Origin of the sequence: Vagococcus zengguangii (assembly GCF_005145005.1) — a bacterium.
Classification (GTDB): domain Bacteria; phylum Bacillota; class Bacilli; order Lactobacillales; family Vagococcaceae; genus Vagococcus_A; species Vagococcus_A zengguangii.
In genome coordinates this window covers 338,947-354,921 of record NZ_CP039712.1, presented here as the reverse complement: position 1 = coordinate 354,921, position 15,975 = coordinate 338,947, and the positions used below count along the sequence as shown (strand labels likewise).

At 38.0% G+C, this 15,975-nt stretch carries 12 protein-coding genes; 7 read left to right on the top strand and 5 right to left on the bottom strand.

Translation table 11 applies throughout. The features are described 5' to 3' along the window. Positions 1-2: 2 nt before the first annotated feature. From FA707_RS01725 to FA707_RS01715, 3 genes are read left to right on the top strand one after another with little or no spacing between them, the layout of a single operon-like run. A complete protein-coding gene (locus FA707_RS01725; protein ID WP_136952606.1) occupies positions 3-1,169 on the top strand; it encodes a galactokinase in 1,167 nt (388 codons plus the stop codon). Between the two features lie 15 nt (positions 1,170-1,184). After that, positions 1,185-2,660 carry a UDP-glucose--hexose-1-phosphate uridylyltransferase gene (gene galT, locus FA707_RS01720; RefSeq protein WP_136952605.1) on the top strand — a complete coding sequence of 492 codons (1,476 nt, stop codon included), beginning with the start codon at positions 1,185-1,187 and terminating at the stop codon, positions 2,658-2,660. Between the two features lie 25 nt (positions 2,661-2,685). Then, entirely contained in the window at positions 2,686-3,669 is a 984-nt protein-coding gene (locus tag FA707_RS01715; protein WP_342776075.1) for a LacI family DNA-binding transcriptional regulator, read from the top strand. Positions 3,670-3,730: 61 nt separating this feature from the next. On the opposite strand, the gene FA707_RS01710 is transcribed toward FA707_RS01715, so the two are convergent. Both FA707_RS01710 and FA707_RS01705 read right to left on the bottom strand, forming a co-directional pair. Beyond that, positions 3,731-4,087, bottom strand: a complete 357-nt coding sequence (locus FA707_RS01710; RefSeq protein ID WP_136952604.1) for an iron-sulfur cluster biosynthesis family protein — start codon at positions 4,085-4,087, stop codon at positions 3,731-3,733. A 21-nt stretch (positions 4,088-4,108) separates the two neighbouring features. After that, positions 4,109-5,164, bottom strand: coding sequence for a DUF3114 domain-containing protein (locus FA707_RS01705; RefSeq protein WP_136952603.1), 1,056 nt, complete (start codon positions 5,162-5,164; stop codon positions 4,109-4,111). 266 nt (positions 5,165-5,430) lie between these two features. Between FA707_RS01705 and yjeM the strand changes: the two genes are divergently transcribed. Further along, the gene (gene yjeM / locus FA707_RS01700; RefSeq protein WP_136952602.1) at positions 5,431-6,921 is read left to right on the top strand and encodes a glutamate/gamma-aminobutyrate family transporter YjeM; all 1,491 of its coding nucleotides are present in this window, start codon (positions 5,431-5,433) and stop codon (positions 6,919-6,921) included. Between the two features lie 51 nt (positions 6,922-6,972). Here the strand turns inward: yjeM and FA707_RS01695 are convergent, their stop codons facing one another. The 3 genes from FA707_RS01695 to FA707_RS01685 all read right to left on the bottom strand — a co-directional run bounded on the left by FA707_RS01695 (position 6,973) and on the right by FA707_RS01685 (position 10,507). Further along, entirely contained in the window at positions 6,973-7,812 is an 840-nt protein-coding gene (locus FA707_RS01695; RefSeq protein WP_136952601.1) for a sugar ABC transporter permease, read from the bottom strand. A 5-nt stretch (positions 7,813-7,817) separates the two neighbouring features. After that, positions 7,818-9,170: a carbohydrate ABC transporter permease gene (locus FA707_RS01690; protein ID WP_136952600.1), complete on the bottom strand. Its 1,353-nt coding sequence runs from the start codon at positions 9,168-9,170 to the stop codon at positions 7,818-7,820. A 101-nt stretch (positions 9,171-9,271) separates the two neighbouring features. After that, positions 9,272-10,507 carry an extracellular solute-binding protein gene (locus FA707_RS01685; protein WP_136952599.1) on the bottom strand — a complete coding sequence of 412 codons (1,236 nt, stop codon included), beginning with the start codon at positions 10,505-10,507 and terminating at the stop codon, positions 9,272-9,274. A 372-nt stretch (positions 10,508-10,879) separates the two neighbouring features. Between FA707_RS01685 and FA707_RS01680 the strand changes: the two genes are divergently transcribed. Genes FA707_RS01680 through FA707_RS01670 form a run of 3 tightly spaced genes read left to right on the top strand, consistent with a single transcriptional unit; the run spans position 10,880 to position 15,945 of the window. Next, positions 10,880-12,649: a glycoside hydrolase family 13 protein gene (locus FA707_RS01680; RefSeq protein WP_136952598.1), complete on the top strand. Its 1,770-nt coding sequence runs from the start codon at positions 10,880-10,882 to the stop codon at positions 12,647-12,649. A gap of 2 nt (positions 12,650-12,651) precedes the next feature. Beyond that, positions 12,652-14,280: a glycoside hydrolase family 13 protein gene (locus FA707_RS01675; protein WP_136952597.1), complete on the top strand. Its 1,629-nt coding sequence runs from the start codon at positions 12,652-12,654 to the stop codon at positions 14,278-14,280. 3 nt (positions 14,281-14,283) lie between these two features. After that, a complete protein-coding gene (locus FA707_RS01670) occupies positions 14,284-15,945 on the top strand; it encodes a glycoside hydrolase family 13 protein (RefSeq protein WP_136952596.1) in 1,662 nt (553 codons plus the stop codon). The last annotated feature ends 30 nt before the right edge of the window (positions 15,946-15,975 follow it).

Below are 15,975 nucleotides of genomic sequence, written 5' to 3'. Positions count from 1 at the left end.
ACATGAACTTGAAACAACTAACTTCTCAATTTGAAACAATTTTCGGCACAAAAAATGAAGGCGTTTTCTTCTCGCCTGGTCGTATCAACTTAATCGGTGAGCACACTGACTACAATGGCGGCCACGTTTTTCCCGCTGCCATTACTATCGGTACCTATGGTCTAACAAAAAAACGCGATGACCAACTTTTACGTTTTTATTCAGGTAATTTCCCAGATTTAGGTATCATTACGGTATCACTTGACGACTTAGACTATAAAAAAACAGACAACTGGACGAACTATCCTAAAGGCATGATGAAGTATATACAAGAAGATGGGCACAAATTAACGCATGGTTTAGACATCTTCTTCTACGGTAATATTCCTAACGGCGCTGGCCTTTCTTCTTCAGCCTCAATCGAACTTTTAACCGGAGTAATCGTTAACCATCACTTTGATTTGGGTATTCCTCAATTAGAGTTAGTCAAATATGGAAAAAAAACAGAAAATGAATTCATTGGTGTTAATTCTGGTATCATGGATCAATTTGCTATTGGGATGGGAAAAAAAGACCAAGCTATGTTGTTAGATACTAATACATTAAACTATGAGTTAGTACCGGCTGTTTTTGGTGACAACGTGATTGTTATTATGAATACCAACAAACGCCGTGAATTGGCCGACTCTAAATATAACGAACGTCGCGCTGAATGTGAAGAAGCATTGCGACGCTTGCAAACACACCTAGCGATTCAATCTCTAGGTGAACTAGACGAAGAGACATTTGAAGCAAATCGTCACTTAATCAACGATGACATCCTAGAACGCCGTGCTAAACATGCGGTCACAGAAAATCAACGCACGCTAAAAGCCAAAGAAGCGCTTGTACGTAACGACCTAGAAACTTTTGGTCGCCTATTGAATGCCTCACATGAATCACTTAAAATGGACTATGAGGTAACCGGGATTGAACTAGATACATTAGTCGCTACCGCTCAAAATCAACCAGGCGTTTACGGCGCTCGTATGACTGGTGCTGGTTTTGGTGGCTGTGCAATTGCTTTAGTTAACAAAGATAACGTTGAAGCGTTCAAAGAAGCTGTTAATACTGTATACTTAGACACAATCGGCTACGCTGCAGACTTCTATATTGCATCTGTTGACGACGGCGCCCGTGTATTATCATAAAAAGAGGACGATAACATGACACTTACAAACACCATCAAACACTTTGTGACCATCGCGATTCAACACGGTGGTTGGACTGAATTAGATCGCATTTATTTAGAAAATCGTGTCTTAGCCTTAATTGGCTTAGACACCTTATCAGAGGATGAAGCACTAGCTGAAACTAACGCAACCGCAATCGAATTAGTCGATGACTTAGTCGCAGCTGCTCCTCACGCTCAAACAGCTAACGAAATGGAGTTATTGGCATCGCAATTGATGGATCTCATTACACCACCTCCTTCAGTCATTAATGCCTTCTTTGCCAAATACTATGACAAGGAACCGAAGTTAGCGACAGATTATTTTTACGAATTATCTAAAATTAACGACTATATCAAAACACGTGATATCGCAAAAAACGTTGAATTCCATACACCAACTGACTATGGAGATTTAGAAATTACGATTAATTTATCCAAACCTGAAAAAGATCCAAAACAAATTGCGGCCGAAAAAAATGCTCCCGCCGGCGGTTATCCAAAATGTTTATTATGCATGGAAAACGAAGGCTATCGCGGACGTATCAATCATCCTGCACGATCGAACCACCGTATTATCCGATTGAATTTAGATAATCAAGCATGGGGCTTACAATACTCTCCTTACGCTTATTACAATGAACATTGTATTTTCTTATCAGATGAACATCGTCCGATGAAAATCGACCGCCAATTATTTGAAAATTTATTACGAATTGTTGAAATTTTCCCACATTACTTTGTTGGATCAAATGCTGATTTACCAATTGTCGGGGGGTCCATTTTAAGTCATGATCACTATCAAGGGGGCCGCCATGAATTCCCAATGGCTAAAGCACCTTTGATTAAAACCTTTGATTTACTAGGTTTCCCCACGGTTAAAGCAGGAATTGTTAAATGGCCAATGTCAGTAATTCGTCTAGAAAGTAACAACAAACAAGATTTAGTACGTAGTGCTGAATTTATTTTGGCCGCTTGGAAACAGTATTCTGCCCCAAGTTTAGACATCATTGCCTTTTCAGAAGATGGTACGCCACACCATACGGTAACACCAATCGCACGTATGAAAGAGCAGGTCTACCAGCTTGATTTAGTCTTGCGTGATAACAATGTATCAGAAGAACATCCTGATGGTATTTTCCATCCGCACAAAGAACTGCATCATATTAAAAAAGAAAATATCGGTTTAATTGAAGTAATGGGACTAGCGATTTTACCGCCACGTTTAAAACACGAATTAGACGAGGTGAAAGCCTATCTTTTAGATGACCAACAACCGATTGCCGACTACCATAGAACATGGGCAGAAAAATTAAAAGCAACAGAAGAAATCACAGAGAAAAATGTTAGCAACATTGTTGAACAAGGTGTTGGCAAGGTCTTCTTGAAAGTTCTAGAAGACGCTGGTGTCTTCAAACAAACTGAAACAGGTTTAGCAGGCTTTGAGCGTTTCATTCAAACACTGAGCTAACGTAGAACAACAGAACGGAGGTAACATGATGGCGACGATTAAAGATATCGCGCTCCAAGCTGGCGTTTCCCCCGCTACCGTATCACGCGTTTTGAACCACGACCACGATATCTCGGTTGGTGAAGAAACAAAAAAAAGGATTTTTGAAGCAGCTGAAGCGTTAAACTATACAAAACATCATAAAAAATTACAAAAACAACGTCTGACCTTCAAACTTATCCAATGGTTTGATGAGCATGAAGAATTAGAAGACTTGTATTATTTATCGATTCGCTTAGGAATTGAAAAGCGTGCGGAAGAATTAGGGATTAGTTTAATCAAAGAAAGTTTACATCAACTTTCAGATGAAAAATCTCACGGAGTTATTGCGCTTGGTAAATTTGATGCAACGGAAATCACACTATTAAAAGAACATCACGAAAATCTTGTATTTGTCGATTTCGATGGGTTTCCTTACGGCTATTCTTCTATCGTTGTCGATTTCGAATACGCCATTCATCAAGTTTATGAGACGCTTACCAAAGAAAATATAAAAAAAATAGGCATTATTTCCGGTGCTGAATATACGAAGACCGATGAACGTTTATTAGAAGATTTACGTTTTCGTCATTTGAAACGTAAACTAATTGAAAATCGTTGTTTCTACCGCGAATGGCATTTAACCTCTCGCTTTTCTGTCGAAGATAGTTATCAACAAATCATGTCCTTTTTAGCGATGGATGTTGCCTTACCTGAAGCTTTCTTTTGTTCCAGTGATGCGATTGCTATTGGTGCCTTAAAAGCCTTTAAAGACGTCAATATTCGCGTACCTGAAGATGTCAAACTTATTAGTTTTAATGATATTAGCACAGCTAAATATTTAACCCCTGCTTTAACTACCATTAAAGTCCCTACCGAATGGATGGGGAAACAAGCTATCGATTTAATTCGTTCTATTCATTTAGACGATGATGCGATTGCCGTTCGAATGCAAGTAGCAACCGAATTAATTAAACGAGATTCGTTATAATAGCCACAACTAAAATAAGCCAACACATTATGTGTCGGCTTATTTTTCGTTCTATCAATGGCTACATACATTCGATTGCCACTTGATCTGCTAGAATACCACTATCCCCTTTTAATTGGTAACGATAAGTTGATGGATTGAAATCTAGACGCATTTCGTCTTCTAAATAGCGTAGAGAACTAGCTTTGACACCAATTTCGCCTACGTTACTCGTTAATTTTGTTTGATATAAATCAAACGCTGGTTGCTCTTTGTCTTCCGTTACAATTAAGAAACGAAAAGCAACTGCTAATGTACAACTAATCGCTCCTTGATAACCGGGACTATCACCATCAATAAAATCCAAGTATAATGCTGCGTCCGGTGTTATTTTTTCACCCAATTTTTCTAAAACTGCTTCTGTAATAGTTAATCTCATCTCAAATCACCTCTCAATTTATTATAAACCACGACGATAATACTTCGTACGTTGACGATCTTTCTGACGCCACTTATACTCTTTTAAACCTGGACTACGCCATTTCTTCGCAATTTTCCTTCTAATCGGATAATCTAGTCTTCTAGTTGGATATACATCTAAATGCCGATGAATTTTACCATTCCAACTAGCATAATTAAATGACTCACCATTAATTATTTGCTCCTCAAAATAGTCAATTTTATCACGATAAATCCTTTGATAGTACGACCAATCACTGATGACTCGGTGTTCATTATCACGATGTAGCACATTCCACTGGCTCACAAATTCTCCCTCATCATCTATAATGAACTCCCCGTGAAAATTAGGACAAAGACGTTTCCGATTTTCACTCGTTCGTGGTACGTTAGGTTTAGACTTATTATGAAATCGACCACGTTCGGCAATTAATCGACGACCACCTAGCCCACCATTTTTACGTGCTGTTTTCACATATAGTTGTAAGGCTTGCTCATCGGTCATTCGTGGTAATTTAAAATATACACGAATATAACGTATATTATGCTCATCAAGATACATTCTAAACTGATGAAGACGCTTATCCTGTAATAGTTCACTTCCATACGCTCGTTGGACTAATTTAGCAAAATAATGTAAAAACTTCCCATGAGGAGCCATTTTCACATCAAACGTATGGGGCCCGACTAATTGCAACATACCATTCTCATCAAATTGCGCTCCCATTTGATCCAATAATAAGGCTATTTTTTTAGCTGGCGGTCGTTTTACAGCACGAAACATTTTCTCATAAAGTTCTCCGCCCACTAGCTCGGTTTCTTTTAAGCCTGTTAAGATAACGTGATCAAACTTTATCTCCGGTGATTGTTTCAAATAGCGTTTTGCCATCTCATTGATAAAACGGCTAGTAGCTTTTTGATCCCAACCATCTCGTTGCTTTAACACCTGTTCAATTGTTGGAAGTTGTTGCGCGAGACTTGCTTCATCATCTTCGGACAAACGATAACGATACCAAAACGTTCCCAAAAGATATTGCCGGATCCATCTCCCCATCATCTCGCTCCCTCCTTTTGACTTTATTATATTACAAATACTAAAAAATCTCTAAAACTTGATTTTTATCACGCATACTACTTTTATCTCTGTCCTCTTTATTTTCACTTTTAACAATAATCATTTTAGTTATACTGCCAATTAGTATTAACAAATTATTCATTAAAAATTCGAATTAATTTTTTTTAATAATCGACTTATTCACTCATGCAAACTATATACTAAAAAAGTAAAATAACAATAAAAATAAAAATGGAGGTATTTTTATATTGGCAAAGAAAAAACTAACCCTTGTTACACTTATATTAATGATTTTCACATCAGTTTTTGGCTTCACTAATATACCACGAGCTTATTACTTAATGGGATACGCATCAATTCCTTGGTATATTTTAGCAGCATTGACTTTTTTCCTACCATTCGCTTTTATGTTGGCTGAGTTTGGTGCAGCTTTTAAAAATTCAAAAGGTGGCATTTACTCATGGATGGCGGAATCAATCAGCCCCAAATTCGCGTTCGTTGGAACGTTCATGTGGTACGCCTCATTTATTATTTGGATGGTTAATGTAGGGTCTGGCATTTGGATTCCTCTTTCAAATTTTATTTTTGGTGTAGACAAAACACAGTCTTGGAGCTTATTTGGCCTTAATGGGGTCCAAACATTAGGTGTACTAGCTATTTTATGGATTTTACTTATCACAATTGTTTCTTCAAAAGGCTTAGATAAAGTCAAAAAAGTCACATCGGTTGGCGGAACTGCAATTGCTTTGTTAAATGTCTTATTAATCGTTGGTGGTTTAATCATTTTAGCACTTAACGGTGGCGAAATGCTGCAACCTGTCAGTGCTAAAGCGTTTATTAGCTCACCCAACGAGAGTTATCAATCAATGATTTCGATTTTCAGCTTTTTAGTTTTTGCAATTTTTGCTTTTGGCGGTATTGAAGCTGTTGGTGGTTTAGTCGATCAAACAGAAAACGCGGAAGTAACTTTCCCTAAAGCAGTAACGATTTCAGCGATAGTGATTGCTGTTGGTTATGCGATTGGTATTTTCATTGTCGGATCGTTTACTAACTGGACATTTGCCTATACACAATTTAGCGAAGCTGAAACAACACTTGGAAATGTTGCTTACATCACGATGAATAATATGGGCTATCAACTAGGTTTAGCTCTGAATTTATCAGATGCTACTGCAATGACAATTGGTAACTGGTTCAGTCGTTACATGGGCCTATCAATGTTTTTAGCATTATCTGGTGCGTTCTTCACTTTAATCTTCTCACCATTAAAACAAATCATTGAAGGCACACCTAGTGAAATTTGGCCAGCTAAATGGTCACAAACTAAAAACGACATGCCCACTTATGCCATGTGGATTCAAGCACTAATTGTCTCTGTTATCATTGCATTTGTATCATTTGGTGGTGACAGTGCCGCAAAATTTTTCCAAATTTTAACTGCTATGACTAATGTATCGATGACCATTCCTAACATGTTCTTAGCTATCGCATTTATTGGTTTTAAAAACAATCAAACAATAAACAAACCTTTTGAAATGTATAAATCAACCGGAAAGGCTAAAGCAGCAGCGTACATGGTAATTTTTGTGGTTGGTTTTGCAAACGTCTTTACGATTATCAATCCCGCTATGAATGGTAATCTCAGCGAAACAATTTGGTCAATTGTTGGACCGGTCTTCTTTAGTGTTGTTGCTTTAATATTATTTGGAAACTACGAAAAAAAACAACAACTTAAATAAAAAAATCCGAAAACAGAGAGGGCTCATCCTCTCTGTTTTCGGATTTTTTGTTTAACCTTTAACCGAACCATTTGTGATACCTTCAACATAGTATTTTTGCATGAAGATAAATAGTAGAGTGATCGGAATAGCAATTAAAACACAACCAGCTGTAAAGGCCATGAAATATTCGTTGATTTTATCTTTGGTCTGCATGGTGAATAGACCAATCGCGACGGTGTATTTTTCAACATTATCACCTAAGATGATTTTGGCGAAAATAAAGTCCATCCACGGTGCCATAAAGGCCATTAAAGCGGTGTAAACAATGATTGGTTTACTTAATGGCAATGTAATTTTAGTAAAAATTTCAAATTTGCTTGCGCCATCAATCATCGCTGACTCATCAAGCGCCATTGGAATCGTATCAAAGAAACCTTTAGCAATATAGAACCCTAATGCTGCTCCTGAAGAATAGACAATGATTAACGCTAGTAAACTACCTGTTAGGTTCATCGCTTTTAAGATGTAGTAAACAGCAATCATACTCATGAAACCTGGGAACATATTTAAGACTAACGCGACTTTCAAGAATGGTTTTCTCATTCTGAAACGTAAGCGGCTAAGCGAGTAAGCCATAGCGATGGTAATCAACGTTGAAAGAATACAGCTACAAATTGCGACAAATAAGGTATTGAAGAACCATCTAACAAACGGATACGTATTACTTGTTAACAACATTTTATAGTTTTCTAACGTAAAATCCTTGGGAATGAAGTAAGTGACAAATGCCCCACCTTCTCCCCTAAAACTGGTTAATACAATCCATACAATGGGGAAAATCCAGACGATTGCTAAAACAGTTAATAAAGCATGTTGCCAGATTGCGGTATTTCGTTTTTGTTTTTGCATAATGATTACGCCCCTTCCGTATTGTATGAACCACTGCGTGTATACGCAATTAATGAGAACACTGCTGATAAAACAAAGATTAAGATACCGATTACTGACGCTAAGTTGTAGTCAGCTGCGGACACCGTTAATTTGTATAACCATGTCACTAATAAATCTGTTTCCCCAGCATTATAAAAATTACTGTTGGCTGGTTGTCCACCTGTTAATAAGAAAATAACGTTAAAGTTATTGATGTTTCCAATAAATTGTTGAATCAAACTTGGTGCCATCACAAATAAAATTTGTGGGAACGTAATGTTTTTGAAAACTTGTAATTTCGTTGCGCCATCAATTTCTGCCGCTTCGATTTGATCCGTTGGCAAGTTAGTAATAATCCCCGTTGCAACTAGCATCGTAACAGGAATCCCAACCCACATATTAACAAAGATAATCGTAATTTTAGCTAGTAACCCATCTGTTAAAAACGGAATCGGCTCGCTAATCAGCCCCCAATTTTGCAATAGAGCATTAACCGGACCCGCTCCGTTAAACATATTAGCCATTAATAGTAAGCTAACAAATTGCGGCACTGCCATTGTAATCACAAAAATTGTACGCCAAACTTTTTTACCTTTTACGCCTTTAGCATTAATTAATAACGCTAATAAAATTCCAAAGAAGAACGTTGTAGCCGTTGCTAAAACAGCCCACACCATCGTCCATCCAAAAACTGGGAAGAAGGTACTGGCGATGTCACCGGTAATCACTTTACCGAAATTCTCAAATCCTACCCAACTAAATAAATTTTTTGGTGGCAAGTGATTATGATCATAGCTTGTAAACGCAATAGACACCATATAAATCAATGGTAAGACCGTGAACATTAAAACACCAAGTAACGGAATAGTCATCAATGTGATGTGGAAGTTTTCATTTAGTAACGAACGTAAATCTTCTTTTAATGTTGGTAATGCTTTACCTTCTTGTTTTAATAAATGGATTTTGCGAGCGCTTTTTAAATTCATCACATACATTACTAAGAACATGGCGATAACAATAAGTGCAGCGATTCCAAATAATAATAACAGCATTGAATTGTCACCAGGTTGTTGAATTTCAATTCCTAGTTCCTCATCCAATATCCAGCCCTGTGTCTTTGTTCCTAATGTTTGTAACATTGATAACGCCTTAATACCATTCATTGCTAACCAAGCAATAAACCCAACTTCTAATGCTAAAAATCCTAATCCCTTAACAAATTGTTTATTAGCAAAGTTAGCACTTCCCATTACGAAATAAGAAAGTTTTGTCGCTAAATCGCCTTCTTTAAACAACTGTCTAAATGATAATTTTCCTTTCACATGAGTCGTATCCATAACTTTTCACATCCCATTCTTTTCTTGACTTCTACCCTATTAATGTAGAAAGTAGGAAGGAATAACAACTTCCTTCCTACTTAAATTTTACAATTTATTGCTTATTTACTTGTATCTTCAACTAATTTGTCTAATTTTGCTTGGTACTCATCAGCAGAAATTTTGTCATTGTAAGTATCATTGATTACCGCATCTGATGGACCCCAGAATGTTACCATTGCAGGTAATTTAGGCATTACGAATGAATGATCAGCATCACTCATGGTCATAACAGCTTGCGTTACAGCATCAGCTTGAACATTCTCATCTGCTTGTGCTTCAATGTTTGATGGAATAGTTCCATGACCTTCAAAAACAGTTAATTGACTTTCTTTACTTGTGATGTAATCTGCTAAAGCCATCGCTGCTACTGGGCTCTTAGTCGCTGCATTAACACCGAATAATTTAACCCCTAGGAATGCTTTTTGTTGTACTTCGCCATCGCCAAAGTCTACTGTTGGATAAGGTGCTGCTGCAAAGTTGTCACCTAAAGCTTTTTCAACATCGTTTTTAGACCATGGTCCAGATAAGAACGCATCTACTTTGCCACTTTCTAAGTTAGACAATGCTTCAGCGTTTGATTGAACTACGCCTTTATTGTCTTTTTGAGCGCGAATCCACTCTAATACTTGAACCCCTTTATCGTTGTTAAAGTTTGTCCCTTTCAAGTCTTCACCGTTTTCACCGTATAAAACGTTTCCGTTAGACATGAATAGCGGTGTAAAGATGTAGTTAGCACCTGCTTCACCAAAGTTTGTACCCAATTTACCTTTAGATGTTAACGTATTCCAAGATTTCACATCGTCTTCGCTAAGTTTTGATTTATTATAATAAAGAATTTGTGTTTCAACACCGTATGGATAACCATATAATTTACCGTCATATGATGCCGCGTCTACAGCGCTTTCAATATTGTTAGCTTTAACAGTTTCTTCATATTTTGTATTTGGATAGATCATACCCGCTTCAACCATTTGTCCAATATGGTCATGTGGGAACATGAAGACATCGGCTGCTGCACTTGGATCTTTCTTAATGTTTTCTTGAGCAGTTGCTGATTCACTTGGTTTAATCGTCACTTTCCAATTAGGATTTTCTTTTTGGAACTCATCAACAATCCCTTGATATGTTTCAACTTGAGCCGCATCTACCCAAAGTTTAATAGAAGCGTTTTCATTTACTTTCGAAGTATCTGTCGCTTGTTCCGTTTCCTTTTCTCCACTACAACCTGCTAACAATAGCGCTGATAAACCTAATGTTGCACCTACACCTAAAAATCTTTTTGTTTGCTTTTTCATAATATCCTCCCCTAAAACTTTTATTAAATTCTATAAACCTATTGTGCAACCGTTTGTCTAAAATGTCAACTACTTTTTCTCGAAAGCTTATTTTTTTTACAAAAAAATGGTCTGAACCACTTTTAACACCATCTGAAAACACAAAATAAAACAAGTGATATTAATAAAAAAATCTTGTAAATACTGATTTAAAGCTATTTATCTATCAACTTAATTTTTCTTCACATCCTCAACCTAATTCTTTAATAGTTTAAACGCAACCGATTGCGATATTATTGTTGAAACCGTTTTTATGTTATGTCATAATAATAAGTGAATTCACTACATACATTACTAATCATAAAAATCAGAAAGCCTTTAGGAGGAATAAATATGAATACAGCTGCTATTTTACATCGACCAGAGAGCGAATATGCTTACCTTTACAAAAAAGACACGATGCACATTCGCATTAGAACTGCGTGTAATGATGTTAAACAAATTGAATTACTTCACGGAGACCCCTATCAATTAGATCAACTCGTGATGACTCCCATGAATAAAGGATTGACGACTAGCACTCATGATTACTGGGAAATCGAGATTGGAGCAACTCATCGTCGTTTAAGTTATGCTTTTAAAATTACTGGGCTAGATGATTCTACCTTATTATTTGGAGAATTTGGTTTTTCAGACTTTAACGAAGAAACGATTAAAGCTGCGAACAACTATTTCCGCTTACCTTACTTCCACGAAGCCGATCGTTTCAAGGCGCCTGAGTGGGTCAAGGAAACTGTGTGGTATCAAATTTTTCCAGAACGTTTTGCAAATGGTGACACGACTAACGACCCTGAAGGTACTTTACCTTGGGGCAGCAAAGAACATCCTGACCGCGAAGATTTCTTTGGGGGTGACTTACAAGGTGTTATCGATCATTTAGATCATTTAGTCGAATTAGGCATTAACGGTATCTATTTCTGTCCGATTTTTAAAGCACATAGCAACCATAAATATGACACGATTGATTATTTAGAAATCGATCCTGACTTTGGTGATAAAGCGTTGTTCAAACAATTAGTGGATGAATGTCATGCTCGTGGTATCAAAGTCATGCTTGATGCGGTATTCAATCATATGGGAGACATCTCACCACAATGGCAAGATGTCATCGAAAACGGCGAAAATTCGCCATATGCTGAATGGTTCCATATTCACGAGTTCCCAGTTTCTTATACTGAAACGGAAGATTTTGAATTTTCAAACGACATCAACTATGACACGTTTGCATTCACGCCACACATGCCAAAATTAAACACAGCTCATCCAGACGTGCAAAAACATTTACTAAACATCGCAACCTATTGGATTAAAGAATTTGACATCGACGCTTGGCGTTTAGATGTGGCAAACGAAGTCGATCATCGTTTTTGGAAGAAATTTTATGATGCGTGCACTGAAGTCAAACCCGACTTATACATTTTAGGTGAAATTTGGCACTCATCTCAGCGTTGGTTAGAAGGCGATGAATTCCATGCCGTTATGAACTACCCATTTACTGACGCAATCACGGCTTATTTCTTGCACAAAACCGTTTCATTACCACGTATGATGGAAAATATTAACGCGCAGTTAATGTTGTATCGTGAACAAACGAATCAAGTGATGTTCAACGTCTTAGATTCACACGATACGCCCCGCTTATTGACATTGGCGAACAACAACAAAGCCTTAATGAAACAGGTTTTAGCCTTCACCTATTTACAAAAAGGTGTGCCATGCTTGTATTACGGTGATGAGTTTAGCATGACTGGCGGACCAGATCCGGACTGTCGTAAATGTATGGTTTGGAAGGAAGAACAACAAGACCGTGATATGTTTGAATTTATCAAAGCGTTAATCGACACACGTAAAGCGTATCAACCATTATTATCTGAAGGAAAATTAATTTGGACACAAGCCGATGAAATAACCGGATTAGTAGAATACGTCTACCAAACGAAGTCAGGCGAATTACGCGCGACTTTCAACTCTGGAAATGAGGCGATTACCTTAAACGAACCAACAGGCGTCTTAACTCAGCTTACGCGTTCAACTGAGACGCAAACAATCATTGAACCATACGGCTTTAACATTAGTGTAATCAACACAAGAAAGGACAACTAATCATGAAACAAACACATTGGTGGCAAGAAGTCGTTGTTTACCAAATCTATCCTCGTAGCTTTAAAGACAGCAACGGCGATGGGATTGGTGATTTAAACGGCATTATCGAAAAATTAGATTATTTAGAAAAACTTGGTATCGGGGCTATTTGGTTAAGCCCTGTTTACCAATCACCGAACGATGACAACGGCTACGATATTTCTGATTATGAAGCGATTATGGACGAATTCGGCACGATGGCGGAAATGGATTTATTAATCGCTGAAGCCAAAAAACGTGGTATTCAAATTATTATGGACTTAGTGGTCAATCACACTAGCGATGAGCACGCGTGGTTCGTTGAAGCTAAATCTTCAATTGACAGCAAGTATCGCGACTTCTATGTTTGGCGCAAACCCGTTAATGGTCAAGTACCTAACAACCTACAATCAACTTTCTTAGGACCCGCTTGGGAATTCGATGAAACAACTGGCGAATACTACTTGCATTTATTCAGTAAAAAACAACCCGATTTAAACTGGGAAAACCCCGAAATGCGCCAAGCCGTCTATGACATGATGAATTTCTGGATTGATAAAGGGATCGGCGGTTTCCGCATGGACGTTATTGATCTAGTTGGAAAAATTCCTGATCAAGAAATTACCGGTAATGGTCCAAAATTACATGAGTATTTACAAGAAATGAACCAACAAACCTTTGGCAAACACGACTTATTAACAGTTGGGGAAACATGGGGGGCAACACCTGAAATTGCGAAACTTTATTCACACCCTGACCGTAAAGAATTATCCATGGTCTTCCAATTTGAACACGTTGGCCTAGATGAAGTCCCTGGCAAAAGCAAATGGGACCTACGTCCACTAGTTATCCAAGAATTAAAGGAAGTTTTCAACAAGTGGCAAACGGAACTTGGCAACGATGGCTGGAATTCCCTATTTTGGAACAATCACGACTTACCACGCATCGTTTCACGCTGGGGAAATGATCAACACTACCGCGTTGAAAGCGCGAAAATGTTGGCCATTTTACTGCATATGATGAAAGGAACACCTTACATTTATCAAGGCGAAGAAATCGGCATGACCAATAAACCCATTAGCTCTTATGAAGAAATTGAAGACATTGAAAGTCGTAATTTTTATCATAATCGTCTTGAAAAAGGTTATAGCGAAGCTGAAATCTTCACATCTATTAATGCGAAAGGACGTGATAACGCCCGTACGCCAATGCAATGGGATGCTAGCAAACATGCTGGCTTTACAACAGGTACGCCTTGGTTAAGTGTGAATCCGAATCACACCGAGATTAATGTCGCAGATGCTTTAGCTAATCCAGATTCGATTTTCTACACTTATCAACAGTTAGTACAACTACGTAAAGATCATCCATTAATGGTTTGGGGAGACTTTGAGTTATTAACAGATACGTCTGCTGAAGTCTTCGCTTATTATCGTCGTTATCAAGGCGAAACGTGGTTAGTCGTTGCGAACTTCTCAGATCAAGAACAACTTTTCACTAATAATCATGTTGTGGATAACACGATTATTCGTAATTATCCACAAACTGAATTAGTAACAGGCGACAATCACTTAGCACCTTACGCAGCTTTTGTCGTGAAGTTAGGAGCATAATCTATGAGCAATCTTATTGTTGAACGTCACACGAATAACGTTGAATGGTGGCAACAAGCCATCGGTTATCAAATTTATCCTCGTAGTTTTTATGATAGTAATGACGACGGGATTGGAGATTTAAACGGTATTCGTCAAAAATTGCCTTATTTAAAAGAATTAGGCATTGATTTTATTTGGCTGAACCCTATTTACGCGTCACCCAATGTCGATAACGGCTATGACATCTCCGACTATCAGGCAATTCATCCTGATTTTGGGACAATGGCCGAGTTTGAAGAACTACTAAATGAAGCACATGCGTTAAATATAAAAATTATAATGGATTTGGTCGTGAATCATACGAGCGACCAACATCCTTGGTTTATCGAATCAAAAAAAAGTAAGGATAACCCTTACCGCGATTACTATTTATGGGCCGATGCCACACCTGAAGACTTACCAAACGACTGGCAATCGTTCTTTGGTGGCTCGACTTGGACATATGATGAAACAACTGAGCAAGCTTACTTCCATGTATTTGCCAAAGAACAACCAGATTTAAACTGGAAAAATCCGAAAATGCGTGCCGAAATTTACGACATGATTCGTTGGTGGTTGGATTTAGGGATCGATGGTTTCCGAATTGATGCCATTAGCCATATCCAAAAAGAACCATGGGATTTCAAAATTACTGACAATCAGTGGGCACCTTTCATGAATGTCAACGGTATCGAAACGTACATGACCGAACTAAAGGCTCTTTTCAATGAATATCATGTGTTAACAGTCGGTGAAGCCAGTGGCGTTTCATCTGATGAAGCAGTCGCTTGGACTGGAACTGATGGCTATGTCAACATGATTTTCGAACTTGAACATTGTGGCCGTATCGGCGAACTTGGTGAACAAAAAGGTTCTATTCCGCATCTCAAAGAAACGTTAACCCGTTGGCAAAATAGTTTAGCCGATAACGGCTGGAACGCTCTTTACCTCGAAAACCATGACACGCCACGTAGCATATCGGTTTATGGGGATGACTCACCAAAATCCGCTAAAGCATTGGCAGGAATTTTATTAATGTTAAAAGGGACTCCGTTTATTTATCAAGGACAAGAATTAGGGATGACCAACTTCCCGTTTACTTCAATAGAACAAGTTGACGGAAAAGATACTCTTTACGCTTATCATGCGTTATTAGAAGAACAACCCGCATTATCACCTGATGAGGCGCTAAAAATCACGATGAATTGGTCACGCGATCACAGTCGTACGCCGTTCCAATGGAGCCAAGAGTCATTTGGTGGTTTTTCTAACACTACACCTTGGCTAGCAGTTAACCCGAATTACCAAACGATCAACGCCGAGCTAGCCCAAGAAAATTCCGACTCAGTTTTCGCCTTTTATCAACAATTAATTCGGCTTAAAAAAGCGCATGAAGCCTTAATTTACGGACATTATGACCTATTGTTGGAAGAACACCCGACTGTTTTTGCGTTTACCCGTACTACCGACAACGATAAATGGTTCATTATCGCTAATTTAGCCAGTGACGCAACGACCGTTACTATAGCTGATGAATTACTAGTTCCAACATGGCAACCTATTTTAAGCAACACGGAGCCACTACCATTAACTCAAGAAATGACACTTGATGGCTTCGATTTACATATTTATCGTCAAGCATAAGATAAGACACCCCTGAGTAAGGATGACAGC